Genomic DNA, 25,460 nt, shown 5'->3' with positions numbered 1-25,460 from the left:
CGGAGCACGTCCCGCCTTCCAGCGCCCCGGTGGCGCGCCCGCCGGTGCCCCCGGCTTCGGCCCGCCGCGTCCCGCCGGTGGCGGCGGCGCAGGTGGCCGCGGTCGCGGCCCCGGTGGCGGAACCGCTGGTGCGTTCGGTCGCGGAGGCGGCAAGAACAAGGCCCGCAAATCCAAGCGCACGAAGCGCGCCGAGTTCGAGCTGCGCGAGGCTCCGTCGCTGGGTGGCGTCAGCGTCCCCCGCGGCGACGGCGGAACCGTGGTGCGTCTGCGCCGCGGCGCCTCGATCACGGACTTCGCCGACAAGATCGACGCGAGCCCCGGAAACCTCGTCACCGTGCTGTTCCACCTCGGTGAAATGGCGACGGCGACGGAGTCCCTCGACGAGGCGACCTTCGATGTGCTCGGTGAAGAACTCGGTTACAAGATCCAGATGGTCTCGCCCGACGACGAAGATCGCGAACTGCTTCTCGGCTTCGACATCGACATCGACCAGGAACTGGCCGAAGAGACCGATGACGAGCTCAAGGCCCGTCCGCCGGTCGTCACCGTCATGGGTCACGTCGACCACGGAAAGACCGCGCTCCTCGATGCGATCCGTAACGCGAAGGTAGCCGCTGGCGAAGCCGGCGGAATCACCCAGCACATCGGCGCGTACCAGGTCATCACCGAGCACGAGGGCATCGACCGCGCCATCACCTTCATCGACACACCGGGCCACGAGGCGTTCACCGCCATGCGTGCCCGTGGTGCCCAGGTGACGGACATCGCGATCCTCGTGGTCGCGGCGGACGACGGCATCATGCCCCAGACCATTGAGGCCCTCAACCACGCCCAGGCGGCCAATGTGCCGATCGTGGTCGCGGTCAACAAGATCGACAAGCCAGGCGCCAACCCGCAGAAGGTGCGCCAGCAGCTCACCGAATTCGGGCTCGTCGCCGAAGAGTACGGCGGAGACGTCATGTTCGTCGACGTGTCTGCGAAGCAGAAGATCGGCATCCAGGAAATCCTGGAGGCCGTCCTCCTCACCGCGGACGCCGGACTCGACATGCGCGCCAACCCCGACAAGGACGCCCGTGGCGTCGCCATCGAGGCTCGTCTCGACAAGGGCCGCGGCGCGGTCGCAACCGTGCTCATCCAGTCGGGAACGCTGCACGTCGGCGACTCGATCGTCGCCGGAACGGCCTATGGCCGCGTTCGTGCGATGGCCGACGAAAACGGCGTTGCCGTGCTCGCCGCGACGCCGTCGCGCGCCGTGCAGGTCCAGGGCCTCTCGAGCGTTCCCCGGGCCGGTGACACCTTCCTCGTCATCCAGGAAGACCGCACCGCCCGTCAGATCGCCGAGAAGCGCGAAGCCGCCGAGCGCAACGCCCTGCTGGCCAAGGCCCGCAAGCGCATCAGCCTCGAAGACTTCACCCGTGCACTCGAAGAGGGCAAGGTCGAATCGCTCAACCTCATCATCAAGGGTGACGTTTCCGGTGCCGTCGAGGCCCTGGAAGAGTCGCTCCTCAAGATCGAGGTCGACGACTCCGTGCAGCTGCGCATCATCCACCGCGGTGTCGGTGCGGTCACGGAGAGCGACGTCAACCTCGCCACCGTCGACAACGCCATCATCATCGGCTTCAACGTGCGCCCGGACACCAAGGCCCGCGAGCGTGCAGCCCGCGAGGGTGTCGACGTGCGGTTCTACTCGGTCATCTACAACGCGCTCGAGGACATCGAGAACTCCCTCAAGGGAATGCTCAAGCCCGAGTTCGAAGAGGTGCAGAGTGGTGTCGCCGAGATCCGCGAGGTGTTCAGCTCGTCCAAGTTCGGAAACGTGGCCGGCGTCATCGTCCGCTCGGGTGTCATCACGAGGAACGCCAAGGCGCGGGTCATCCGCAACGGCGTCGTCGTGGGAGACAACCTCGGCATCGAGTCGCTGCGTCGTTTCAAGGACGACGTCACCGAGGTTCGTACGGACTTCGAGGCCGGTATCGGTCTCGGCAAGTTCAACGACATCCAGATCGGCGACGAGATCGAGACGATCGAACTGAAGGAAAAGCCGCGCGTCTAACCAGGCCGCGTCTGATCGACGGGTCTCCGGCTCCTCTCCGTGAGGGGCCTGAGGCCCGTTGGTCGCTCCGCACGACAGCTTCTCGATTCACCAGATTTTCCACGCATCGACGTAACGCAGTACCGAAGCAAGAGGAGTGAGACCATGGCAGATCCGGAACGCGCCAGAAAAATGGCCGACCGCATCAAGGTCATCGTGGCAAAGCGGCTCGAACGCGGCCTGCGTGACCCGAGGCTCGGCTTCGTGACCATCACGGACGTCAAGGTGACGGGTGACCTGCAACACGCATCCGTTTTCTACACCGTCTACGGCTCCCTCGAGGAGCGCACCGACAGCGCCGCGGCGCTCAAGGCGGCCACCGGGCTGCTGCGCAGCGAGGTCGGCAAGAACATCACCGCCCGGCTGACCCCGTCGCTCGAGTTCATCGCGGACGCGATCCCCGAGAACGCCGCCCTCATCGACGACCTTCTCCGCGAAGCGCGGGAGCGCGACAGCCAGGTCGGCGCGCTCGCACAGGGCGCCCAGTACGCCGGCGACGAAGACCCCTACGTCAAGCCGCGCGAGTTCGAGGGCGACGACGATGACGACGACGACGAGGACGAGACTCCCGCCGTCGGTCACCACGCCGAATAGCGGTTGCCTCCAGCGGACGCTGACGCAGCGCACCTAGCGAGGGAGACCGGGGAGAACTACGCTTAAAAGCGCTTTCGTTCCCCGGAAAGCCCATCTCATTGTGGAGGTACCCCATGGCCGGCATCGCAGCCAAGCTCGACAAAGCATACGAAACGCTCCCTCTGGAGGAGCTCGCGAAGGCGCCGGTCGCGGCGCTCCAGGGCGTCAGCGACAGCGATGCCGAGCACCTCAAGGCGGCGTTCGGCATCGACACGATCGGTGACCTCGGCACCAACAAGTTCTTCCTGTGGGCCCAGGCGATCGCGACGCTCGCGAAGTAGCCGCGGCGCAGCGGTCGGGGTCTCAGCTCCCGAATCGCGAGGCCAGGCCGCTCGCATTCCGGACCGCGTTTCCACCGCCGTCGTTGTTGAAGTAGACGAACACGTCCCGTCCTGTGCCCTGCCAGTCGCGGATGCGTTCCGCCCACCAATCGAGGTCGGCCTCCGAGTACGAGCCTCCGTACAGGTGCTCTCGATCGGGGCCGTGCATCCGCACGTACACGAACGGTGCGGTCGCGCGCAGGACACACGGCAGGTTCGCGCCGCTCAGCACGCAGTATGCGGCGCCGTGCCGCTCGAGGATCGCGAAGACCTCCTCGCACAGCCAGCTGTCGTGCCGGAACTCGACGGCGACCCTGATCCAGTGCGGCAGGGCGGCGAGGAAGAAGTCCAGCCTGGCATCGTCGCGCTCCATCGCCGGCGGCAGCTGCACGAGCAGGACGGCGCGCTTGTCGCCGAGCTCGTGCCAGCACGCGGCGATCCGTGCCGCCCAAACCTCGGGAGCATAGAGCCTCTTCGCGTGGGTGAGCCCACGGGGCGCCTTCACCGAGAGCAGGAATCCCTCGGGAAGGCGGCGTCTCCAGCCGGCGAACGTCGACTCCCGCGGCCAGCGGTAGAAACTCGCGTTGAGTTCGACGGTGTCGAAACGGGAGGCGTAGACCTCGAGCCGCCGGGCGGCGGGGAGCCCGGACGGGTAGAGCACCCCGTCCCAGTGCTCGTAACTCCAGCCGGAGGTGCCGATCCGGATGCTCACGGTCGCGCCTACTCGTGGGGGAGCGAGTATGACCCTGCAGCGACGCGCACCGCGAGCCCGTCGGACAGGAGGCCGGACAGGGCCCGACCGAGCTGGGCGGGGTCCGGCCAGAGCGTGGCGATCTCGGCATCCGTCACCGGGTGCCTCGTCGAGCGCAACTCGGCGAGGATCAGGCCGCGCACCTGCCGGTCGCTGCCGGCGAACTTCTTCTGAACGGTCTTCTTCTGACCCTGGTACTCCGGGTAGCCGGCCGCGCGCCAGGCGCAGAGCGCGGCGAGCGGGCAGTCCGCGCAGCGCGGGCGTGCTGACGTGCAAACGAGCGCGCCCAGTTCCATGGCGCCGGCGTTGAAGACGGCCGCGGCACGGACATCCGCCGGAAGGAGCGCGTTCATGGCCGCGAGATCGCGGGTGCGGCTCGGCGGCGCGGGTTCGGCCTGGCCTGCGACGCAGCGGGCGATGACCCGGCGCGTGTTCGTGTCGACGACCGGATGCCGGTGGCCGTACGCGAACGCGGCGACCGCCCGCGCGGTGTAGTCGCCGATCCCCGTCAGCGTGAGGAGCACGCCGACGTCCTGCGGCACGATTCCGCCGTGGTTCTCGGTGATCTCGACGGCCGCGGCGTGCAGCCAGAGCGCGCGCCGCGGGTAGCCGAGCGTCGCCCATGCCCGCACGGCCTCGCCCGGCGGAACGGCGGCGAGGTCGGCGGGTGTCGGCCAGCGGGTGAGCCACGCCTCGAGGTGCGGGATCACCCGGGTCACCGGCGTCTGCTGCAGCATGAACTCGCTCACGAGCACGCCCCACGCGCCGAAACCGTCGCGGCGCCAGGGAAGGTCGCGAGCGTGCAGGCCGAACCAGGCATTGACGAGGCTCGCGATCTCACCGGTGCCATCGGCCTCGGGGGCAGACCCGGTGGCTGGCACTCCCGCGGATTCGATGGGCGCGATGACGGTTGCATTCACCCCACTAACCTAGGCTCGATTCATGACGCTTGTTTCGACACCACGCCTCGACTTCCTCCGCGACCTCGCAACGGAGATCCTCAGCCTCTACGGCCGAGGCCGCACGATGGTCGCGATCGACGGGACGGACCCCATCGCGCGGGCCGCCTTCGCCGACGACCTCGCAGCGGCCTTCGCCGCGACCGGGCACGCCGTGTCCCGCGCCTCGCTCGCCGACTTCGAGCGCTCCACCGAGGAGCAGACGACCTTCGGGCCGGCCTCGCCGGAGCGACTGTTCCGCCACCGCGACGACTTCGACCTGCTCCGCAGGGCGCTCCTGGTCCCGTTCCGCGTCGCCGGCGCGACGGGGCCTGCGGACGACACCCTGATCTTCGACGGGGAGTTCCTGCTCAGGAAGGAACTCCGCGACGGCTGGTCGTACAGCGTGCTGACCGAGACCGCAGCGGATGCCTCGTCGACCGGCGCTTTCATCGACCTCGCCGCTGAGCTGAAGCCCTCCGGGGAACTCGGTGATGCTGCGGATACCACGACAGACCCTGCACTGGGTGGTTCCCCTGTTCCCGACGACCGGGCCATCGCCAACCGGCTCTACCGGGCCGAGGTCCGGCCCAGGTCGTGGGCGACGGCCGTCGTCGACCTCGCCAATCCGGCGGATCCCCGCCGTCTCTTCTTCGACAGCTGCTGAGCCGGCGCCGCGAGGACTACCGCAGTCGGAGCGGGGCGAAGCGCACGAGCACCTCGGCTCGTGTGAGCGGGTGTCCTGTGGCCTCGACCTCATGCACAAGGGCAGTCAGCAGGGTATTGACCGGCGCGGCGACGCCTGCCGCCGCGGCCTCCCGCACGACGACCCCGTTGAGGTGGTCGATCTCGGTCAGCTGACCCCTGCGGAGGCTCTGCAATGTCGAGCCGAGGTTCGGCACGTCGCCCATCCTGGCCCGCATCAGGCGCGGCAGCAGCTGCCCGATCGAGAGCGGAAGGCCGGCGAAACCACGCAACCGGCGGTCGCCGAGCCCCTGCAGCGCCCCGAAACGCACCCCGCGGGCGACGCCGACGCGCACGGTCTCCCGCATGCTCGCGGTCAGGACCCGACGGAGCTCCGCATCGTCGACGACCTCCTGCACGCTCAGCCCGGTCACTGCCGGGAGCGCGTTGAGCATGTTGACCACGAGCTTCGTCCACTGGGCGCCGACGAAGTTCGAGGTCGCGATCGTCGGGAATGCCGCGTCGAGCACACCCTGCCAGGCGAGCGTTCCCGCGTCGATGTCACCGGTATCGTGCCCGATGTACGTCGGTGCCGGCGTGGTCACGGTGACGAGTCCCGGCGCCGCATAGTTCGCGGCGATGATCGAGAGCGCCCCGAAGCAGTCGGAGTTCGGCAGGATCCGTCGCGCCGTCGCGACGCCGTCGAGCCCGTTCTGCACGACGATCACCGGCGAGCCGTCGAGGACCGCCGCGTTGGCCGTGATCGCGGCGGCGGCATCCTGCGCCTTGGTGCAGACGAGCGTGAGCTCGGGAGTCTCGGTGAGCAGTTCGACCGCAGCCGGCCGGGCGGTCTCGTCGCCGAAGGCGCCGGTCAGGTGAATGCCCTCCGAGCGGATGACGCCCAGGGCCTTTCCCCGTGCCGTCACGGTCACGGTATGCCCGGCCTTCTCCAGTAGCGTGGCGAACGTTCCGCCGAGGGCACCCGCACCGATCACAGCAATTCGCATTCCCCCAGCCTAGGTCGCCCCCGCCCCGCCCATCCCGCCCGTCCTTCTCGCGAGAGTACACTTTTGGCCCTTAAAACCCGTTCTTAAGGGCCAAAAACGTACTCTCGCGAGCTACCGGAAGGGTCAGGCGGAGAGGGTGGCGGGCTCGGGGACGGGAGTCGCTGCGGGCGCACGGCGACCGTGGGGCAGGGCGAGCCCGATCAGGGCGGCCAGACCGAGCACGGATGCCCCGACGACGATCGCCGGGACCGCCGCATCCACGTAGCCGGTCGGGGTCAGCTCTCCTCCGGCACCCGTGAAGACGGCCGTGAGGACCGCGACGCCGAGCGCCACGCCGATCTCGCGCAGGGTCGAGTTGGTTCCGGTCGCCTTCGCGTGGTCGTTCGGGACCATGTTCGCGAGCACTGCCGTGGAGCTCGGCGCGAACACGAGTCCCATTCCGACGCCGGCGAGGAGGAACGCGGGCACGAGGTCGATGTATGCAACCGTCGCACTCATCTCCACCGCCAGCCAGCCCATCGCGATGGCGAGGAAGGAGAGTCCGAGCACGATCGGAAGCCGGGTGCCCGTTCGCGGACTGAGCAGGCCGGTGAGCGGGGCGATCACCATGGGCGCGAGGGTCCAGGGCATCGTCATCAGGCCGGCCTCGAGCGGGGTGTGCCCCTGCACGATCTGCAGGAACTGGATCAGGATGAAGATGGACCCGAAGATGCCGAAGCTGAAGGTGAGGCCGACGAGGTTGGCGACGGTGAAGCTGCGGTCCCGGAACAGCCGGAGTGGCAGCAAAGGGTCAGGCGTGCGGGCTTCCCAGGCGATGAAGGCCGCGAGCAGGACCGCGCCGCCGGCGAGCGCGCCGAGGACCTCGAGGCTGGTCCAGCCCGCGTCGTTGCCGCGAACGATGCCGTAGACGAGACCGAAGACGCCGACCCCGGCGAGGACGAGACCCACGACATCCGCCCGGACCCTGGCCCCGAAGCTGTTCGGCAGGGCGACCAGGGCGAGTGGGATCGAGATCACGCCGAGCGGGACGTTCAACCAGAAGATGGCCTGCCAGTTCCAGCCTTCGACGACGGCGCCGCCGATGAGCGGGCCGAGTGCGACGCCGAGGCCGGAGATTCCGCCCCAGATGCCGATCGCGGCCGGGCGGCGCTTCTCGCTGACCGAGCCGACGAGGAGGGTGAGCGACAACGGCATCAGGGCAGCGGCCCCGACACCCTGGATCGCCCGCGCGGTGATGAGCTGCCAGGGCTCTGTCGAGAGACCGGCGAGCGCGGAGGCGACCGTGAAGATCGCGATCCCGGCGAGGAAGACGGTGCGCCGGCCGAAGCGGTCGCCGATGGCGACGGCCATCAGCATGAAGGTCGCGAAGCTCAGCGAGTACGCGTTGATCACCCATTGCAGCTCCTCGATGGAAGCGCCGAGGTCTCGGTTGATCACGGGGAGGGCACCGGTCACGACGAGGTTGTCGAGGGTGGCCATGAACATGGGGAGTGAGGACGCGACGATGGCGAGCCAGATCGGGACGCGACGCGTGATGGGCTGGGACACGTGGTATCCAATCGAGGGGGCGAAGAAGCACGGAATGTTGTAATCGAATGATTACAAATAGAGACGATAGTTATTCGCGGATACCATGTCAAGAGTGAGTGAAGAATCCGGTACGGCAGCCAAAGAAACGACCACCGAACGAATCCCCGCGGCGTTGCGCAGGGAACAGATCCTGGCCGCGGCGAGCCGCGTCTTCGGTGAACGTGGATACTCCGGTGCCACGACCGACCAGGTCGCGCAGGCCGCCGGGATCAGCCAGCCGTACGTCGTGCGGATGTTCGGCACGAAGGAGAACCTCTTCCTCGAGGTCGTCGCCCGTGCTCTCGACAAACTCATCACGACCTTTCGCGTGGTCCTTGCCGAGCCCCAGCCGGCCGGCGACGACGACGCCGACTCGCTCGTCGCCCGTCTCGGGGCCGCATACGTCGACCTGATCGAGGACCGCGGCATCCTGCTCTCGCTCATGCAGGCCTTCATCACCGGGCATGACCCGGTGATCGGCGCCAAGGCCAGGGAGGGTTTCCTGCAGATCTACCGGATGCTGCGCGACGAAGCCGGGTTCCCCCCGGAGATCATCCGGGATTTCCTCGCGAACGGCATGCTCTTCAACACCCTGCTCGCCATCCGGCTCCCGGACATCTTCGAGGACGACGAGGCCGCCGAGGAGCTGATGCGGTGCGCCTTCCGGGGCAAGCTCGACGTCGTGCTCGACGCGACGGGCTCGCACGCCTCGCACGCCATGTCCGCCCCGACCGGCACTGCAGGGACACACTCATGAGTGCAGACATCGAGCGCGAGACCGAACCCAACGACGAGACGTCGTCCCGAAACAGCGCGCGGGTGCATTCCACCGCGAGCGGTCTCCTCCTCGTCGACAAGCCGCAGGGTTGGACGAGCCACGACGCCGTCGCCCGCACGCGGCGCCTCGCAGGTACCCGCAAAGTCGGCCACGCGGGCACCCTCGACCCGATGGCCACCGGCCTGCTGATCCTCGGCATCAACAGCTCGACCCGACTGCTCACCTTCATCGTCGGGCTCGACAAGGAATACCTGGCCACGATCCGGCTCGGCTCGGCGACGACCACGGACGACGCGGAGGGCGAGGAAGTCTCCCGCGCGCCTGAGGCATCCGTCGCACTCATCGAGCCCGCGGCCATTGCGGCCGGAATCGGCCAGCTGACCGGGTATATCAGCCAGCAGCCGAGCGCGGTGAGCGCGATCAAGGTCGACGGAAAGCGCGCGTATGCCCGCGTCCGCGACGGGGAGGACGTGCAGTTGCCCGCCCGGCCTGTCACCATCGCCGCCTTCGAACTGCTCTCGAGCACGCCCGTCGACGGCTTCCTCGACCTCGAGGTGCGCGTCGAGTGCTCCTCCGGCACGTACATCCGGGCCCTCGCCCGCGACCTCGGCGCCGGGCTCGGCGTCGGAGGGCACCTGACCGCGCTCCGCCGCACCCGCATCGGCCCGTTCCGCATCGAGAACGCCCAGCCCCTCGCGGAGCTCGACGTCGCCGCCGCTCTCATCAGTCCGGCGGATGCCGCGACGCGTGTGCTCGGGCGCCTCGACCTCACCGAACAACAGGCGATCGACCTCGGTCACGGCAAACGTATCGAGGTCACGACCGAGATCGCGGATACCGGGGCAGCGGGGACCGCGGCTCCGCTCGCCGCGATCGCCCCCGGCGGCCGGCTCGTCGGCCTCGTCGAGCTTCGGGGCACCCAAGCCCGCACCGTGATCAACTTCCCGCCCGACGAGGCCGCAGCGGGGGAGTCCTCGTGATCGAGTGGTTCACCTGGCTCCAGGTCGGTGTCGCGGTGCTCGCCGGCGTGCTCTGCCTGTTTCTCGGGCTGTTCGGCCGGGTCCCGAACGACCTCACGATGGGCGCGACGGCGCTCGTCGAACTGCTCCTCGTCGGGCAACTCGTCGTTTCGATCGCGGCACCCTTCGCCGGGAACACGGCGAGCGGCAGCCTGCTCGAGTTCTACACCTACCTCGTGAGCGCCCTCATCGTTCCCGTCGCCGCCGCCGCCTGGGCGCTCATCGAACGCAGCCGCTGGAGCACGGTCATTCTCGGCGGCGCGTGCCTCGCGATCGCGGTCATGGTGTACCGGATGTTCCAGATCTGGACAGTGCAGGGCTTGTGAGAGTCTCGCTCCCACAAGCTGCGATAATTAACAGGCCATGACCGGACCACAGAGCGCAGCCGAGAACGTCGTCGATGGACCGCAGAAGCGCAGGGTCACCGGCGTCGGACGCCTGCTGATCGCCGTCTACGGGCTGCTCGCGCTCGCCGCGACCGGGCGGTCGTTCGTGCAGATCGCCTCCAAGTTCGACCAGGCGCCGCTCGCGTACTCGCTGTCTGCGTTGTCCGCGGTCGTGTACATCGTCGCGACCATCGCGCTCGTGCGCAGCAGCGGCCGCTGGTACCGCGTCGCGTGGGTGACCATCTCCTTCGAGCTTCTCGGCGTGCTCGTCGTCGGCACCCTGAGCATCGTCGACCCCGCGCTCTTCCCGCACGACTCGGTCTGGTCGGTCTTCGGCAGCGGCTATCTCTTCATCCCGCTCGTGCTTCCGATCCTCGGGATGATGTGGCTCGTCCGCCACCGCCCTGCTCGTCCACAGGGCCCGGCACGACCACAGGGCCAGGCCGGTCGACAGGCCAGCTCGTGAAGGTCCTCTCCGGCATCGGCTCCCTCCCGCTCGAAACCGCCACCTCCGGCTCCGCGGTCACGATCGGGAAGTTCGACGGCGTCCACGCCGGCCATCGCGCCGTGATCGACCGGCTCAAAGACATCGCCGGAACGCAGGGGCTCACGGCGGTCGTCGTGACCTTCGACCGGCATCCGCTCGCCCTGCTCGCCCCAGAGAAGTGCCCGCCGTTCCTGATCAGCGCCGAGCAGAAGCTCCGGCTGCTCGCAGAGACCGGCGTCGACTGCACCCTCGTGCTCGAGTTCACCAGGGACCTCGCGAGCCTGCCGCCTGAGGTCTTCGTCGAGACCGTCCTCGTGAACGGACTGCACGCCCGGCACGTGCTCGTCGGCAGGGACTTCCGGTTCGGCGCGCACGGCGCCGGTGACGTGGCCCTGCTCACCGAGCTCGGCGCACGCTTCGGCTTCGCCGTAGACCTGATCGAGGATGTCAAGCCCGACCGGGTGCGCAGGGTTTCGTCGACCTGGATCAGGGAACTGCTCGCGAGCGGTGATGTGAGGGCTGCCGGCGAACTGCTCGGCCACACCCCGACCGTGCGCGGCGAGGTCGTGCACGGCGCGGCCAGGGGCCGCGAACTCGGGTTCCCGACGGCCAACCTCTCCGCGGAGTCCGAGGGGCTCATTCCTGCCGACGGCGTCTATGCCGGCTGGCTGACCGACGGCGCGGATCGTTACCCGGCCGCCATCTCGGTCGGCAACAATCCGACCTTCGACGGGGTCGCGCAGAAGCAGGTCGAGGCCTACGTACTCGACCGGGAGCTCGACCTCTACGGTCACGTCGTCGAGGTGTCGTTCGTCGACCGGATCCGCGGAATGGTCGCGTTCACCGGAATCGATCCGCTGATCCTGCAGATGCGGGCAGACGTCGACCAGATCCGCACTCTCCTCGCCGGCTCGACCCGCCACTGAAAGCGAGCGCGCTGCAGGGGCTCAGTGCTCAGCGCTCAGGGCTTAGGCCGCGGGGGAGCGCGGCCCGGTCGGTGTGAAGCCTTCCCGGCCGAAGAGGAAGAGCACGATGCTCACGGCCGTGCTCTCGATCACGGCTCCGCGCCCGACGCGCCAGCCGGCATCCGTCGCCACAAGCGTGCGGCGGCGCACGACCGCCTTGACCGGGGTGGGTGCCATCAGCGCCCGGCGCACGGCAACCGCGCCGAGCGCGACCGGCGAGACCTCAAGGGCCCTGCCGAGCGGATGCGCCAGGTCGAGTCCGTGGACGACGACCTCCGTCAGTTCGGTGATGCCGTGCCGCCCCCGGGCGGTCACCCGCCCCGCGGCGTACTCGGCGGCGGTGGTCTGCAGCGACGCGATGAGCTCAGCCGGCTCTGCCTCGGCGGCCCGGCGGCTGAGGGTGTCGACGGCATGGTCCACACTCAGGTTCGGCAGTTGCTCCCGCAGTGCCGTCCACCCGGTGCCGAGCAGCTCCCGCGTCGGGGTCCCGACCCGCCAGACAAGATGCCCGGCCGCGTCGCGCACCCGCCAGCCGCCGCAGAGGCTCGGTGTCTCCCATTCCTCCGCGGAAAGCGTCTCAAGGATTCCGGCGATTCCGGTCAGGGTCGCCGCGATATCCGCGCTCCAGTCGGACGTCGTCCCGGTGTCGTCCACCTGGGGCTTGCGGCTGAACGGCAGGTACTGGGAAATGTCGGGCATGACGTCCAGCCTAGACTCGCCCGGTGAATAGACTTGGCCGGTGAACCCCACCCCGATCCGCGGTCTCTGGGCCGGGCGAACCCTCGCGCTTCTGGGCATCCTCCTCGTCGCGGCCAACCTGCGCACGGCGGTCGCGGCGCTGTCTCCGATCGTCCTGGCGATCAGCGTCGACGTCCCGCTCGGGGCGCTCGCCATCGGCGTGCTCGGCATGCTCCCGCCGGTCTGCTTCGCGGTCTTCGGCATCTTCACTCCCGTCTTCACGCGCCGCATCGGGCTCGAGCGGGTCGTTGTCGTCGCCCTTGTCGCAATCCTCGCCGGTCACCTCCTCCGTGGCAGCGCGGGTTCCCTGACCTGGCTCATCGGCGGAAGCATCGTGACCTTCGCAGGTCTCGGCGCCGGTAACGTGCTGCTGCCCCCGCTCGTCAAGAAGTACTTCCCCGACCGGGTCGGCCTCGTGACCTCCCTCTACGTCACGGTGCTGTCTCTGAGCACCCTCGTTCCGCCTCTCATCGCGGTCCCGGTAGCGGATGCCGCCGGCTGGCGGGTCTCCCTCGGCATGTGGATGATCCCCGCGCTCCTCGCCCTCGTGCCCTGGGCCACCATGCTCGTGCGGCACCGGATGTCGCAGAGCGCCCCGCCGGCGGTTCCGGAGGCCGAGCCGGTGCTGCTGGCCCGCATCGGCCGTTCTTCGATCGCCTGGGCGATCGCCGTCGTCTTCGGGACGTCGTCGCTCAACGCATACGCGCTCTTCGCCTGGCTTCCGCTGATGCTCACCCAGACCGCGGGGATCAGCCCCGGCCAGGCCGGGACGTTGCTCTCCCTCTACGCCGCCGTCGGACTGCCGTGCGCGCTCGTCGTGCCGTGGCTCGCCGTACGGATGAAGAACCTCAGCCTCCTGATCTACGTCGGAATGTTCGCCTTCATCGCCGGAGACGTGGGTCTCCTCCTCGCACCGGGCACGCTCACGGTTCTCTGGGTGCTGCTCGCCGGCCTCGGCCCGCTCTACTTCCCGCTCGCGCTCGTGCTGATCAACCTCCGTACGCGCACCCACGAGGGCTCCGTCGCGCTCAGCGGGTTCGTCCAGAGCGTCGGGTACACCCTCGGCGCCCTCGGGCCGCTTGTCGTCGGCGTTCTGCACCAGCTCACGGGGGGCTGGAGTTGGCCGATCTGGTTCCTGATCGCGACCGGCCTCGCCGTGGGCTTCGCCGCGCGCGTGATCGCCCGCCCGCATCTCCTCGAAGACGACCTCGACCGTTCCCGCTGACCACGTGGGCTGAGGTGTCGCATATCGACGTTCCTGGGCCACGGAACCTCGATATGCGACACCTCAGGAGGGAGTCGGGGGTCGCAGCAAGGCACCGATGCGGCTCTGCTCATGTGAGCAAGTTTTCCCACAACAGTTGAGGCGTGCGTCGAGGCGTCCTACGCTGGATGGGGAGCCAACGGAGGACCGCGTGATCGATACAGACGAACTGCTGTCCATCCGCGCCGCCGAACTCTATTACGAAGAGAACAAGACCCAGGACGAGATCGGCGCCGTCCTCCGGCTCACCCGCTGGAAGGTCGGCCGGCTCCTTGCGCAGGCCAAGGCGAGCGGCTTCATCCGGATCGAGATCGTGCACCCGCGGGCCCGCCGCCTTATCGTCGAGCGTCGCCTGCGGGAACACACCGGGCTGAGCGACGCCGTCGTCGTCTCCGCAGCCGGCGTCTCCACCGACGAGGAACTGCAGTCCCGGGCGGCCCAGGCCGCCGCCGACTACCTCACTGCGCTCCGTCCTGTTCCGGCGACCCTCGGCATCAGCTGGGGCCGCACCCTGCACGAGGTGGCCCAGGGCCTGAAGCCCGGCTGGGCGCGCGGCGTCAACGTCGTGCAGATCAACGGCGGCGTCAGCCTCAACCGGCGGGAGGGAACGGCCGCGGCGACCGCGGTCACGATCGCGCAGAAAGCGCTCGGCTCCGCGACCCTGCTGCCGAGTCCCGCGATCCTCGAGCGCGTCGAAACCAAGCTCGCGATCGAATCCGACCGCGCCGTCGCGACGGTCCTCGACCTGGGCAGCGCGGCATCCGCCTACCTGTTCAGCGCAGGCCAGGCCGACGAGAATTCGGCGCTCGTCGACAGCGGCTACCTCACTGCCGACCAGGTCGCCGAACTCGTGCGCAAGGGCGCCGTCGGAGACATCGTCGGCCGGTACATCAACGCGGACGGCCATATCGTCGACCTCGAGCTCGACGAGCGGACCATCGGCATCCGGCTCGAACAACTGCGCCGGGCACCGACCGCGATCGCCGTGATCGCGGGAAGCACCAAACACGCCGTCGCCCGCGCCATCGTCTCCAGCGGCCTCTGCACCGTGCTCGTCACCGACGAGGACACCGCCCTGGCCGTCCTGGGCGAAACCCACTGACCGGAACGCCCTCAGGCGCCCGGAGCCCCCGTGACACCCACCACCACCCTGCGAGGACATTTCATGACAAGCATCCCAGTGGTCGCGACCCAGCCGTCGACGAGGTCCCGTGCCCTCGCCCTCATCGGCGGCGAGGCCACAGACGCGAACCTCCGCCGCTACCTGCACGGGATCCCCGGGATCGACGCGGTCGGGCTCGAACAGCGTGCCGCCGCCCTCGGCACGCGCTCGATCAAGACGAGTTCGAAGAAGCGGGCGATCGACACGATCATCGGCCTGATCGACCTGACGACCCTCGAGGGCGCCGACACGCCGGGCAAGGTTCGTTCCCTCGTCGGCAAGGCGCTCACGCCAGACCCCGGTGACCCGGGCTGCCCCCGCGTCGCCGCCGTCTGCGTCTACGGAGACATGGTCCCGTACACCGTCGAGGCGCTCGGCTCCGCACACGCGGCCGGTCGCGACCAGGGCATCTTCGTCGCCTCCGTCGCCACCGCCTTCCCGAGCGGCCGCGCCTCCCTCGCGGTGAAGCTCGCCGACGTGGCCGACGCCGTCGCGGCCGGCGCAGACGAGATCGACATGGTCATCGACCGCGGGGCCTTTCTTTCCGGTCGTTTCGGCCAGGTCTACGACGAGATCGTCGCCGTCAAGGAAGCCTGCCGCCGCGCCGACGGCAGTGTCGCCCACCTCAAGGTGATCCTCGAGACCGGCGAACTCAACACCTACGACAACGTGCGCCGCGCCTCCTGGCTCGCCATCCTCGCCGGGGGCGACTTCATCAAGACCTCAACCGGCAAGATGCAGCCCGCGGCCACCCTCCCCGTGACCCTCTCGATGATCGAGGTCGTGCGCGACTGGCATCGCCTCACCGGCGCGAGGGTCGGCGTGAAACCGGCAGGTGGCATCCGCACCTCGAAGGACGCCATCAAGTACCTCGTCGCCGTCGCCGAGACCGTCGGCGAGGACTGGCTCACGCCGAGCCTCTTCCGCTTCGGCGCCTCAAGCCTGCTCAACGACGTGCTGATGCAACGGCAGAAGATGCGCGATGGACACTACTCCGGCCCCGACTACGTGACGATCGACTGAAGGAACCACGATGAGCTTTCTTGACTACGCTCCCGCGCCGGAGTCCCAGGCGCTGCTGCACCTCCGCCCCGAATACGGACTCTTCATCGACGGCGAATTCGTCGCCGGCCGCGGCGAGCCCTTCCAGACCATCAACCCCGCGACCGAGAAGCAGCTCGCCATGATCGCACACGCCGACGCGGCGGATGTCGACACCGCGGTCGCCGCGGCCCGTCGTGCATTCGAACGGCGCTGGTCGACCCTTTCTGGCAGCGACCGCGGCAAGTACCTGTTCCGGATCGCACGTCTCGTGCAGGAGCGCGCCCGCGAGCTCGCCGTTGCAGAGACCCTGGACAACGGCAAGCCGATCACCGAAAGCCGTGACGTCGACATCCCCCTCGTCGCCGCCTGGTTCTTCTACTACGCCGGCTGGGCGGACAAGCTCGACCACGCCGGCCTCGGCGTCAACCCCGCGGCGCGGGGCGTCGCCGCCCAGGTGATCCCGTGGAACTTCCCGCTGCTCATGCTCGCGTGGAAGATCGCCCCGGCCCTCGCCGCGGGCAACACCGTCGTCCTCAAGCCGGCGGAGACCACCTCGCTCACCGCGCTCCTCTTCGCCGAGATCCTCCAGCAGGCCGAGTTGCCGGCCGGCGTCGTGAACATCGTCACGGGGGGCCGCGAGACCGGGCAGGCGCTCGTCGGCCACTCCGGCATCAACCTCGTCGCCTTCACCGGCTCGACAGGGGCCGGCAGGGCCATCGCCCGCGCCGTCGCAGGGACCGACAAGAAGATCATTCTCGAGCTGGGCGGCAAGGCGGCGAACATCGTCTTCGACGACGCTCCGATCGACCAGGCCATCGAGGGCATCGTCAACGGGATCTTCTTCAACCAGGGCCACGTCTGCTGCGCGGGCAGCCGCCTGCTCGTCCAGGAGAGCATCCACGACGAGGTCGTCGACCGGCTCAAGCAGCGCCTCTCGACGCTGCGCCTCGGCGATCCGCTCGACAAGAACACCGACATCGGTGCAATCAACAGCGCAGACCAGCTGAAGCGCATCACCGAACTGTCCGCCATCGGCGAGGACGAAGGCGCCGAACGCTGGAGTCCCGACTGCGACCTGCCGGAGAGCGGGTTCTGGTTCCGGCCGACCATCTTCACCAATGTGTCGACGAGTCACCGCATCGCCCGCGACGAGGTCTTCGGCCCCGTGCTTTCCGTGCTGACGTTCCGCACCCCCGAGGAGGCGATCGCGAAGGCGAACAACACGCCGTACGGTCTCTCCGCCGGGATCTGGAGCGACAAGGGCAGCCGCGTCCTCGCCGTCGCCGACCGGCTCCGCGCCGGCGTGATCTGGGCGAACACCTTCAACCGGTTCGACCCCGCGAGCCCCTTCGGCGGTTACAAGGAGTCGGGCTACGGCCGCGAAGGCGGCCGCCACGGCCTCGCCGCGTACCTCCAGCCGGCGGGCAGCGCCGCAGTCGCCGCCGCCCGCCACGCCGTGGCCGTGGACGCCGATCATGCCGTCAAGCCGTCCGCAGCACGAAAGAAGGCCACCAAGTGACCCGCCTCGCCGTCCCCAAGACCTACAAGCTCTACATCGGCGGAAAGTTCCCGCGGAGCGAATCCGGTCGCGTCTATGCCGTGGCGACGCCGGGCGGCGACTTCCTCGCGAACGCGGCGCAGGCATCCCGCAAGGACGCCAGGGATGCCGTGGTCGCGGCACGCTCCGCCTTCGCGGGGTGGTCGCGTGCGACCCCGTACAACCGCGGCCAGGTGCTCTACCGCATCGCCGAGCTGCTCGAGGGCCGTCGCGCCCAGTTCGTCGAGGAGATCGTGCAGTCAGAGGGCGTGTCCGCGTCGGCCGCTGGCCGGCAGGTCGACGAGGCCGTCGACCGGTGGGTCTGGTACGCGGGCTGGGCCGACAAGTACGCGCAGGTCGCCGGCAATGCGAACCCGGTTTCCGGGCCGTACTTCAACATTTCCGTGCCAGAGCCGACCGGTGTCGTCGCGATCATCGCCCCGCAGTCCGGCGGGTCGCTGCTCGGTCTCGTGAGCGCCGTCGCCCCCGCCCTCGTCTCAGGCAACACGGTCGTGGTCGTCGCCGACGAAACCAGGCCGCTCTCGGCGATCACTCTCGGCGAGGTGCTCGCCACGAGCGACGTCCCCGGCGGGGTCGTCAACATCCTCACCGGGTCACCGGCCGAGATGGCGCCGTGGCTCGCGAGCCACGCCGACGTCAACGCGATCGACCTCCTCGGTGCAGGCGACCTCGACTGGGTGCACCTCGAGATCGACGCGGCCGAAACCCTCACCCGGGTGCTCCAGCCCGAATCCGGGGCGGATGCCGCGGCGCCCTCCCTCGCCCGGATCCTCGCCTTCACGGAGACGAAGACCGTCTGGCACACCAAGGGCCTGCTCTAGGCGCGGGGCTACTCCTCGTGGGGGCGGTCGGGGCCGTCCTCACGCAGCAGGTCCTCGAGCGCCTGGTCGACCTCGTCGAGTTCGGGTTCCGTGCCCGCCGCGACGCTCGCGGCCGTGCTCGTCAGCCGCGCGACGAGCGCCTTCGGGTCGTCGAGGTCCGCTGACGTCGGCAGAAGGTCGGGGTGCGCCCAGAGCGCGTCCCGACCGTCGTTACCGACGGCATCCGTCACGGCCTGCCACATCGCGGCAGCCTCGCGCAGCCGGCGCGGACGCAGCTCGAGCCCGACGAGGGTCGAGAACGCGGACTCGGCCGGACCGCCAGAGGCGCGACGGCGCTTGACGGTCTCGTTGATGGCATCGGCGCGGGGGAGCCTGCTCGTGGCCTCGACGGTCACGACGTCGACCCAGCCTTCGACGAGCGCGAGCATCGTCTCGAGCCTCGCGAGGGCGGCGAGCTGGGTCTCCGACTTCGGCGGGATCAGCGATCCGTTCAGGATCGCCTGCCGCAGTTCCTCGGGGTTGGACGGGTCGAAGCCCTCGGCGAGTTCTTCGAGACGCCCTGAGTCGATGCTGATGTCGTGGGCGAAGTCGGTGATCGAGCTGATCAGCCGCAGGCGCAGCCAGCGCGAATGCCGGAACAGCCTGGCGTGGGCGAGTTCCCGCACGGCCAGGTAGATCTGAACCTGGTCGATCGGCACGTCGAGGTCTTCGCCGAAGGCCGCGACGTTCTGCGGCACGAGGGCGGCCTGCTGGTCGGTCATGAGCGGGATGCCGATGTCGCCTCCTGAGACGACCTCGCTCGCGAGCTGGCCGACGACCTGGCCGAGCTGCATGGCGAAGAGGGTGCCTCCGATGCTGCGCATCATCTTGCTCGCGCCGGCCATCATGCCCTTGAGCTCCTCCGGCGCCTGGTCGGTGAGGACCTTGGTCAGGGAATCGGAGATGCTGTTCGCGACCGGCTCCGCCAACTGGGTCCAGACCGGCATGGATTCCGTGACCCACTCCTTGCGGGTGAGAAGGCGCGGGACCACCGTGAGTTCGGCGATGTCGGTCACCTCGTCGAGCCAGAGCGCAGCAATGTGGAACGCCTGGTCGAGGGCGGCGTGCTCGGCGGGAGTCACCGAGACCTGGCTCTCGGCCGCCTTGTTCTGGCCCTGCGTGAGCGCTGCGTCCCAGCTGATGCCGCCCTCGCCGTTGCCGCGGAGGGCACCCTGCAACTGCTGCATGAGAGCGTTGATGCTGGCCGGGTCTGCCGGCAGGCCGGCGGCTCCGGCGAGCTGGCTCGGATCGATGGAGGACTTGCCCGACAGGATGTCGCGCAACATGTCCCGGAATTCGTCTTCCGGGTTGGGACCCTCGTCGGGTCGGGAGTCGTCGGGCACTTCAGGCACCTCTCAGTCGCTTGCTTCTACGCTAGTCCGAGACGCCCGGCCCGAACTGGGAAATGACCTACGCTGAGAGGTCTGGTGTCCGCTTGCCGCGAACGCCCGGCATAACCTGGAAGGAGCCCGGTGGCCCTCTTCACCGACGACCCGACGCCATCCGACTCCGGCACCACCTGGGAAGAGCGATCGCCGCGCTCCCGGCGTGCAAGCAAGGCCGGTTGGATCGTGCTCAGCATCGCCCTGGCCTGCGGCATCATCCTCGGCGTCACCCCGGCCCCATACGTGATCGAGAAGCCGGGCCCCGTCTACAACACCATCGGCTCGACCATCTCTGAGGACGGTGCGGACAGGCCCCTGATCACCATCGACGGCGCGGAGACCTTCCCGACCGACGGAACGCTGGACATGCTCACCGTGTCCCTCGTCGGCAACCCGGACAACCGCCCGAGCTGGCTCAAGGTCGCCGGAGCGTGGCTGGATTCCAGCCAGGCCGTCATCCCGATCGAGGCGGCGTTCCCCTCGAACACCACGACGCAGCAGCGCGACGAGGAGAACACCGCGCAGATGGTCAACTCCCAGCAGGATGCGATCGCCGCCGCCCTGACGAACCTCGGCTACACCTACCCGACGATCGTCTCGGTTGTTTCGCTGCCCGACGGTTCGCCGGCGACGGGCGTCCTCAAAGCGGACGACCAGATCGCCACCGTCAACGGCGCCGCCGTCACCGACATCGCCTCCCTCCGTGCCGCGCTCACGGCGAACGGCGCCGGCGTTCCGGCCACTGTCGGCATCGTGCGCGGCGGCGTCGCGCAGGACCTCACGGTCACCCCCGTCGACTCGGACGGCTCCGCGATCATCGGGATCAACGTGAAGACCGAGTATCAGTTCCCGTTCACGGTCACCATCCAGCTCGACCAGGTCGGCGGCCCGAGCGCCGGCATGATGTTCGCGCTCGGCATCATCGACAAGCTCACCCCCGGGCTCCTCCAGGGCGGCGAGAACGTCGCGGGTACCGGCACGATCGATCAGGCGGGCACGGTCGGCCCGATCGGCGGCATCCGCCAGAAACTCGCAGGCGCCCGGAGCGCCGGAGCAGACTGGTTCCTCGCCCCCGCGGACGACTGCGACGAGGTCACCGGGCACATCCCGGACGGTCTCACGGTCTTCTCGGTCACGACCCTCGACCAGGCACTCACCGCGCTGGACGCCATCAAGTCCGGGGCGGACACGAGCGCACTCCCGCACTGCCCCGTGCAATAACGGGGGATACCCCAGCGGCCTTGCAGGGAACTCTGAGCCGGCTTGGGGCCGGCTGGCAGGCCTGCTCCCAGAACCCCTGTCTAGAATAAGGCCTGACCGCCGATTTACAGACCAAGAGGCCCATTCGTGACGTCACAATCCACCGGAAACGCTCCTCGCAGGAGTCGTGCCCCCCTCGCCATTACGGCCGCCATCATCGCGGGGCTGGTGATCCTGTTCTTTGTGTTCGCCGGCCTGTACGCCGATGTGCTCTGGTTCAACCAGCTCGGCTTCCTGAGCGTACTGACCACCCAGTGGGCGGCAGGAGCCGCTCTCTTCTTCGTGGGCTTCCTCGCCATGGCGATCCCGGTCTTCGTCAGCATCCAGATCGCCTACCGGATGCGTCCTGTCTACGCGATGCTCAACTCGCAGCTCGACCGCTACCAGCAGGTCATCGAGCCGCTCCGCCGCCTCGCCATGTACGGCATCCCCGCTCTGCTCGGCCTTTTCGCCGGCGTCGCCGCCGCCACCCGCTGGCAGGTCGTGCTGATGTGGCTGAACCGCACCGACACCGGCACCACCGATCCGCAGTTCCACCTCGACGTGTCGTTCTACCTGTTCGACCTGCCGTTCTTCCAGGCGTTCCTCGGCTTCGCATCCGCCGTCGTCCTCATCTCGGCCATCGTCGCGATCGCGACCACCTACCTGTACGGGTCGATCCGGGTCAGCGGCCGCGAAATCCTCGTGTCCAAGGCCGCTCGCGTCCAGATCGCCGTCACGGCGAGTCTCTACCTGGTCCTGCAGGCGCTCAGCATCTGGCTCGACCAGTATTCGACGCTCACCAGCACGAACGACCTGATCACCGGTGCCGGCTACACCGACACCCACGCCACCATCCCCGGACGGGCGATCCTCGCCGGCATCGCCGCCGTCGTCGCCATCCTCTTCCTCGTCACGGCGATCATCGGTCGCTGGCGCCTCCCCGTGATCGGCACGGCGCTCCTCATCGTGACAAGCCTCCTGCTCGGCTCCCTCTACCCGTGGGTCGTGCAGCGCTTCCAGGTCGACCCGAGCGCGAAGTCCCTCGAGGCCGAGTACATCCAACGGAACATCGATCTCACCCGGAACGCATACGACCTCTCCGGTGTCACCGAGGTCCCGTACAACGCGACGACGACCGCAGAGCCAGGGGCACTCCGGGCGGACGCGACGACGACCGCCAACATCCGGATCCTCGACCCGGCCCTCGTGAGCGACGCCTTCTCGCAGCTGGAACAGTTCAAGCAGTATTACCAGTTCCCGAAGAACCTCGATGTGGACCGGTACACGATCGACGGCAAGTCCCAGGACACCGTCGTCTCCGTCCGTGATCTCAAGCTGTCCGGGCTCAACGCCGGGAACACCTGGGTGAACTCGACGATCGTCTACACCCACGGGTACGGCGTCGTCGCGGCATACGGCAACCAGCGCTCGGCAGACGGCCAGCCCGTGTTCCTCGAGTCCGGCATCCCGACGACCGGATCGCTCGGAACTTACGAGCCGCGGATCTACTTCGGTGAGAACTCACCGACCTACTCGATCGTCGGGGCCGCGGCGGACAGCAAGCCCGTCGAGCTCGACTATCCGTCCGGCACCGATGGCGCCCAGCAGACCTACACGACGTTCACCGGCAACGGCGGTCCGAAGCTCGACAACGCGTTCAACAAACTCATCTATGCGCTGAAGTTCCAGTCCGAGCAGATATTCCTCGCCAACGACGTCAACGACCAGTCGCAGATCCTCTACGACCGCGACCCCGTCACGCGCGTGCAGAAGGTCGCCCCCTACCTGACCCTCGACTCCTCCGCATACCCCTCTGTCGTCGACGGCCGGGTCAAGTGGATCGTCGACGGCTACACGACGAGCGCGGACTACCCGTACTCGACACCGGTCGGCCTGAGCGACGCCATCACGGACACCGAGACGCCCGCACAGCCGTTCGCGCTCGACAAAATCAACTACATGCGCAACTCGGTCAAGGCAACGGTCGACGCCTATGACGGCTCGGTCACCCTCTACGCGTGGGATACCACGGACCCGATCCTGAAGACGTGGCAGAAGATCTTCCCGTCCACGGTCAAGCCCATGAGCGATATGAGCGGCCAGCTGATGAGCCACGTCCGGTACCCGGCCGACCTCTTCAAGGTGCAGCGCCACATCCTGAGCCAGTATCACGTGACAGACCCCGGCTCGTTCTACTCGCACGACGACGCGTGGACGACGCCGAACGACCCGGTGTCGCCGTCGACGAACACGACTCTCCAGCCCCCGTACTACCTCACGATGCAGGTGCCCGGTTCGGAGAAACCGGCATTCACCCTGTACTCGACCTTCATCCCGGACGCGACGGGTACCACGAGCCGGAACGTGCTCACCGGGTACCTCGCCGTCGACTCGGATGCCGGCGCGACCGACGGAGTCAGATCGGCGGAATACGGAAAGCTCCGCCTGCTCACCCTGCCGAAGGCGAACACGGTGCCTGGCCCCGGCCAGGTGCAGGCGAAGTTCAACGCCGACCCGACGGTATCGACCCAGCTCAACCTGTTGAAGCAGGGCCAGTCGAAGGTGCTCAACGGCAACCTGCTGACGCTGCCCGTCGGTGGCGGGCTCCTGTACGTGCAGCCGGTCTACGTGCAGTCGACGGGTGAGACCAGCTACCCGCTGCTGCAGAAGGTTCTCGTGGCCTTCGGTGACCAGATCGCCTTCGAGGACACCCTGAACAAGGCGCTCGACGTGCTCTTCGGCGGCAGTTCGGGTGCGCAGGCCGGTGACACTTCGGTGCCGACCACCGGAACGACGACGCCGACGACAGGCGGCACCACGACACCCTCGACGACGACGGGCAACCCGGCAACGGATGCCCAGCTCCAGGCGCTCCTGGCCGTCGCCAAGCAGGCTATTGCCGACAAGCAGGCGGCGCTGACCGCCGGCGACTTCGCGGCCTACGGTGTGGCGGACAAGAAGCTCTCCGACACCGTCGCGAGCATGCTCGCCCTGCTGGGCCAGTAGCAGACAGCAGCACCGGCCGCGGACAGCATCCGTGGTCGTGACGGCCGGTTCCCCTCGGGGAGCCGGCCGTCCGTGCGTGTGGCACAACGCACGAGCGCCGGCACAGAACCCGCGCAGCATGCACGGCGCCGCGTGGTTCGACTGGGCCTCAAGGCTGTGATAAGCTACTTCTTGTAGCGCGGGGTGGAGCAGTTCGGTAGCTCGCTGGGCTCATAACCCAGAGGTCGTAGGTTCAAATCCTGCCCCCGCAACAGATGCCCCCGGAACCGTAAGGTTCCGGGGGCTTTTTTCATACCCGGAACCGATACCCTCGGTGGATGACCTGCCCCACGACCCGGCCCCTGGCCTACGCCGAGACCGGGCATGCCTGAATGTTCACCATCGACAGGGACGATCCTGCGCGACCGGACGTCCATCGGCTGCTCGACGAGCATCTTGCGGATATGTTCGCCTCCTCGCCGGCCGAGAGTGTCCACGCCCTCGACCTCGAAGCCCTGTCCGCACCGGAGATCCGATTCTGGACCGCTCGGGAAGGCGGCACCCTGGTCGGCTGTGGGGCCCTGAAAGAGCTGACGAGTGACCACGCCGAGCTCAAGTCCATGCGCACAACGCGGGAGGCGCGCGGTCGCGGAGTGGCGGCCGGGCTCCTCTCGCACATCCTCGACGACGCACTCCACCGGCGCATCGGGCGCGTCAGCCTGGAAACCGGGACCCAGGACTCTTTCGCCCCGGCCCGGCGGCTGTACCTGCGCGCCGGCTTCGTCGAATGCCCGCCGTTCGCCGGGTACACCCTCGACCCCAGCAGCGTCTTCCTGACCATCCGGCTCGCTCGGGAGTGAGCCTTACTCCGGTGGGCCGCCGGTGATCGGTCAGTGGATCGCAGCGAGCAGAATGCCGACGCCGACGAAGAGAACTCCGAAGATGCGGTTGAGTACCCGCTGGCCGCGCGCGTCCCTGGTGAAGCGCTGGAATGACCGCGCCGTTCCCGCGAAGAAGAGCCACATCACGAGCACGTCGATCACGATCACCGTGGCTGCCGCGATCAGGTATTGCGGGAGCGCGGGGCGGTCGAGCCGGATGAACTGGGGGAGGAAGGCCAGGAAGAAGACGATCGCCTTCGGATTGAGCAGGTTCACCCACAGGCCGCGACGGAACATCGACCAGCGCGGCTCGTCACGGAGAGCCCGGGCGCTCTCGGCGTCCAGGCTCGGCTTCGCGAGGAACTGCCGAATGCCCAGGTAGACGAGGTACGCGGCGCCCGCATAGCGGATGATGTTGAATGCGACAGGCGAATTGGCGACGAGCAGCCCAACGCCGAGGGCAACGATCGTGATGTGCACGACCAGTGCAGCCTGTTGGCCGAGGATGCCCCAGATGGAGCGGCGGAACCCGGAATTGAGGGCATTGCTCATGGTGTTGATCGCCCCAGCCCCGGGCGTGAAACTGATCAGCGCACCCGCACCCACGAGGGCCAGCCAGAGGGAGAATTGCACCGCTCCAGCCTAGGGCCTGCCTGAACCCGTGGATTGCGGTGGGTTGTGTCAGAATCGACCCGTTCCCCGACGTCGTTGT

24 protein-coding genes and 1 tRNA gene are annotated in these 25,460 nt (G+C 68.4%); 18 read left to right on the top strand and 7 right to left on the bottom strand.

Features of this window, described 5'->3' with window-relative positions; genetic code table 11:
• The 3 genes from infB to E3O46_RS11895 form a co-directional block, all read left to right on the top strand.
• A partial coding sequence (gene infB / locus E3O46_RS11905; RefSeq protein ID WP_134561750.1) for a translation initiation factor IF-2 occupies positions 1 to 2,053 on the top strand: 2,053 nt, incomplete at its 5' end.
• A gap of 144 nt (positions 2,054 to 2,197) precedes the next feature.
• Positions 2,198 to 2,686 (top strand): 30S ribosome-binding factor RbfA, encoded by a 489-nt coding sequence (gene rbfA, locus E3O46_RS11900; RefSeq protein WP_134445861.1) that lies wholly within the window; start codon positions 2,198 to 2,200, stop codon positions 2,684 to 2,686.
• Between the two features lie 113 nt (positions 2,687 to 2,799).
• Positions 2,800 to 3,006: a hypothetical protein gene (locus tag E3O46_RS11895; RefSeq protein ID WP_134445860.1), complete on the top strand. Its 207-nt coding sequence runs from the start codon at positions 2,800 to 2,802 to the stop codon at positions 3,004 to 3,006.
• A gap of 22 nt (positions 3,007 to 3,028) precedes the next feature.
• Here E3O46_RS11895 and E3O46_RS11890 read toward each other — a convergent pair whose 3' ends face one another.
• Together E3O46_RS11890 and E3O46_RS11885 are read right to left on the bottom strand one after the other, a co-directional pair.
• Positions 3,029 to 3,757, bottom strand: a complete 729-nt coding sequence (locus tag E3O46_RS11890) for a DUF72 domain-containing protein (protein ID WP_134445859.1) — start codon at positions 3,755 to 3,757, stop codon at positions 3,029 to 3,031.
• 8 nt (positions 3,758 to 3,765) lie between these two features.
• Positions 3,766 to 4,632, bottom strand: a complete 867-nt coding sequence (locus E3O46_RS11885) for an A/G-specific adenine glycosylase (RefSeq protein ID WP_198413446.1) — start codon at positions 4,630 to 4,632, stop codon at positions 3,766 to 3,768.
• Between the two features lie 106 nt (positions 4,633 to 4,738).
• Here E3O46_RS11885 and E3O46_RS11880 point away from each other — a divergent pair, with 106 nt between their 5' ends.
• Positions 4,739 to 5,401: a nucleoside/nucleotide kinase family protein gene (locus E3O46_RS11880; RefSeq protein WP_134561749.1), complete on the top strand. Its 663-nt coding sequence runs from the start codon at positions 4,739 to 4,741 to the stop codon at positions 5,399 to 5,401.
• Between the two features lie 16 nt (positions 5,402 to 5,417).
• On the opposite strand, the gene E3O46_RS11875 is transcribed toward E3O46_RS11880, so the two are convergent.
• Both E3O46_RS11875 and E3O46_RS11870 read right to left on the bottom strand, forming a co-directional pair.
• The gene (locus E3O46_RS11875) at positions 5,418 to 6,425 is read right to left on the bottom strand and encodes a ketopantoate reductase family protein (protein ID WP_134559482.1); all 1,008 of its coding nucleotides are present in this window, start codon (positions 6,423 to 6,425) and stop codon (positions 5,418 to 5,420) included.
• A 123-nt stretch (positions 6,426 to 6,548) separates the two neighbouring features.
• Complete coding sequence (locus tag E3O46_RS11870) at positions 6,549 to 7,973, bottom strand: DHA2 family efflux MFS transporter permease subunit (RefSeq protein ID WP_241975392.1); 1,425 nt, start codon at positions 7,971 to 7,973, stop codon at positions 6,549 to 6,551.
• A 94-nt stretch (positions 7,974 to 8,067) separates the two neighbouring features.
• Between E3O46_RS11870 and E3O46_RS11865 the strand changes: the two genes are divergently transcribed.
• The 5 genes from E3O46_RS11865 to E3O46_RS11845 are packed head-to-tail and all read left to right on the top strand — an operon-like array spanning position 8,068 to position 11,590.
• A complete protein-coding gene (locus E3O46_RS11865) occupies positions 8,068 to 8,751 on the top strand; it encodes a TetR/AcrR family transcriptional regulator (RefSeq protein ID WP_241975391.1) in 684 nt (227 codons plus the stop codon).
• Positions 8,748 to 9,752, top strand: a complete 1,005-nt coding sequence (truB, locus tag E3O46_RS11860; RefSeq protein ID WP_134445855.1) for a tRNA pseudouridine(55) synthase TruB — start codon at positions 8,748 to 8,750, stop codon at positions 9,750 to 9,752. Before E3O46_RS11865 ends, truB begins: the two co-directional genes overlap by 4 nt.
• Entirely contained in the window at positions 9,749 to 10,117 is a 369-nt protein-coding gene (locus E3O46_RS11855; protein WP_134445854.1) for a hypothetical protein, read from the top strand. Before truB ends, E3O46_RS11855 begins: the two co-directional genes overlap by 4 nt.
• Positions 10,118 to 10,154: 37 nt before the next feature.
• Positions 10,155 to 10,643, top strand: a complete 489-nt coding sequence (locus tag E3O46_RS11850) for a hypothetical protein (RefSeq protein WP_134445853.1) — start codon at positions 10,155 to 10,157, stop codon at positions 10,641 to 10,643.
• The gene (locus E3O46_RS11845; RefSeq protein WP_241975390.1) at positions 10,640 to 11,590 is read left to right on the top strand and encodes a bifunctional riboflavin kinase/FAD synthetase; all 951 of its coding nucleotides are present in this window, start codon (positions 10,640 to 10,642) and stop codon (positions 11,588 to 11,590) included. The genes E3O46_RS11850 and E3O46_RS11845 overlap by 4 nt, the downstream gene beginning before the upstream one ends.
• A gap of 42 nt (positions 11,591 to 11,632) precedes the next feature.
• On the opposite strand, the gene E3O46_RS11840 is transcribed toward E3O46_RS11845, so the two are convergent.
• The gene (locus tag E3O46_RS11840) at positions 11,633 to 12,328 is read right to left on the bottom strand and encodes a maleylpyruvate isomerase family mycothiol-dependent enzyme (protein WP_166790666.1); all 696 of its coding nucleotides are present in this window, start codon (positions 12,326 to 12,328) and stop codon (positions 11,633 to 11,635) included.
• Positions 12,329 to 12,368: 40 nt separating this feature from the next.
• On the opposite strand from E3O46_RS11840, the gene E3O46_RS11835 reads away from it, so the two are divergent.
• From E3O46_RS11835 to E3O46_RS11815, 5 genes are all read left to right on the top strand, one after another.
• Positions 12,369 to 13,592, top strand: a complete 1,224-nt coding sequence (locus E3O46_RS11835) for an MFS transporter (protein WP_134445851.1) — start codon at positions 12,369 to 12,371, stop codon at positions 13,590 to 13,592.
• Positions 13,593 to 13,782: 190 nt separating this feature from the next.
• Positions 13,783 to 14,733: a sugar-binding transcriptional regulator gene (locus E3O46_RS11830; RefSeq protein ID WP_134445850.1), complete on the top strand. Its 951-nt coding sequence runs from the start codon at positions 13,783 to 13,785 to the stop codon at positions 14,731 to 14,733.
• Between the two features lie 63 nt (positions 14,734 to 14,796).
• Entirely contained in the window at positions 14,797 to 15,816 is a 1,020-nt protein-coding gene (gene deoC, locus E3O46_RS11825) for a deoxyribose-phosphate aldolase (protein ID WP_134445849.1), read from the top strand.
• A 10-nt stretch (positions 15,817 to 15,826) separates the two neighbouring features.
• Complete coding sequence (locus E3O46_RS11820; protein WP_134445848.1) at positions 15,827 to 17,356, top strand: aldehyde dehydrogenase family protein; 1,530 nt, start codon at positions 15,827 to 15,829, stop codon at positions 17,354 to 17,356.
• Positions 17,353 to 18,216: an aldehyde dehydrogenase family protein gene (locus tag E3O46_RS11815; RefSeq protein WP_134561748.1), complete on the top strand. Its 864-nt coding sequence runs from the start codon at positions 17,353 to 17,355 to the stop codon at positions 18,214 to 18,216. The genes E3O46_RS11820 and E3O46_RS11815 overlap by 4 nt, the downstream gene beginning before the upstream one ends.
• A gap of 8 nt (positions 18,217 to 18,224) precedes the next feature.
• On the opposite strand, the gene E3O46_RS11810 is transcribed toward E3O46_RS11815, so the two are convergent.
• Positions 18,225 to 19,598 carry a zinc-dependent metalloprotease gene (locus E3O46_RS11810; RefSeq protein WP_370294914.1) on the bottom strand — a complete coding sequence of 458 codons (1,374 nt, stop codon included), beginning with the start codon at positions 19,596 to 19,598 and terminating at the stop codon, positions 18,225 to 18,227.
• A 129-nt stretch (positions 19,599 to 19,727) separates the two neighbouring features.
• Between E3O46_RS11810 and E3O46_RS11805 the strand changes: the two genes are divergently transcribed.
• From E3O46_RS11805 to E3O46_RS11790, 4 genes are all read left to right on the top strand, one after another.
• Entirely contained in the window at positions 19,728 to 20,861 is a 1,134-nt protein-coding gene (locus tag E3O46_RS11805) for a YlbL family protein (protein WP_241975389.1), read from the top strand.
• A 126-nt stretch (positions 20,862 to 20,987) separates the two neighbouring features.
• A complete protein-coding gene (locus E3O46_RS11800) occupies positions 20,988 to 23,888 on the top strand; it encodes a UPF0182 family membrane protein (protein WP_174775130.1) in 2,901 nt (966 codons plus the stop codon).
• A 177-nt stretch (positions 23,889 to 24,065) separates the two neighbouring features.
• Positions 24,066 to 24,139: transfer RNA gene (locus E3O46_RS11795), tRNA-Met, on the top strand.
• Between the two features lie 120 nt (positions 24,140 to 24,259).
• Positions 24,260 to 24,727, top strand: coding sequence for a GNAT family N-acetyltransferase (locus E3O46_RS11790; RefSeq protein ID WP_134445846.1), 468 nt, complete (start codon positions 24,260 to 24,262; stop codon positions 24,725 to 24,727).
• 30 nt (positions 24,728 to 24,757) lie between these two features.
• Here the strand turns inward: E3O46_RS11790 and E3O46_RS11785 are convergent, their stop codons facing one another.
• Positions 24,758 to 25,381, bottom strand: a complete 624-nt coding sequence (locus tag E3O46_RS11785) for a LysE family transporter (protein WP_134445845.1) — start codon at positions 25,379 to 25,381, stop codon at positions 24,758 to 24,760.
• Positions 25,382 to 25,460: the final 79 nt, after the last annotated feature.

It is taken from the genome of Cryobacterium glucosi, assembly GCF_004402235.1.
In the GTDB taxonomy this organism is placed as follows: Bacteria; Actinomycetota; Actinomycetes; order Actinomycetales; family Microbacteriaceae; genus Cryobacterium; species Cryobacterium glucosi.
Note: the sequence above shows the minus strand (reverse complement) of the source record. Positions and strands in the feature narration are given on the sequence as shown.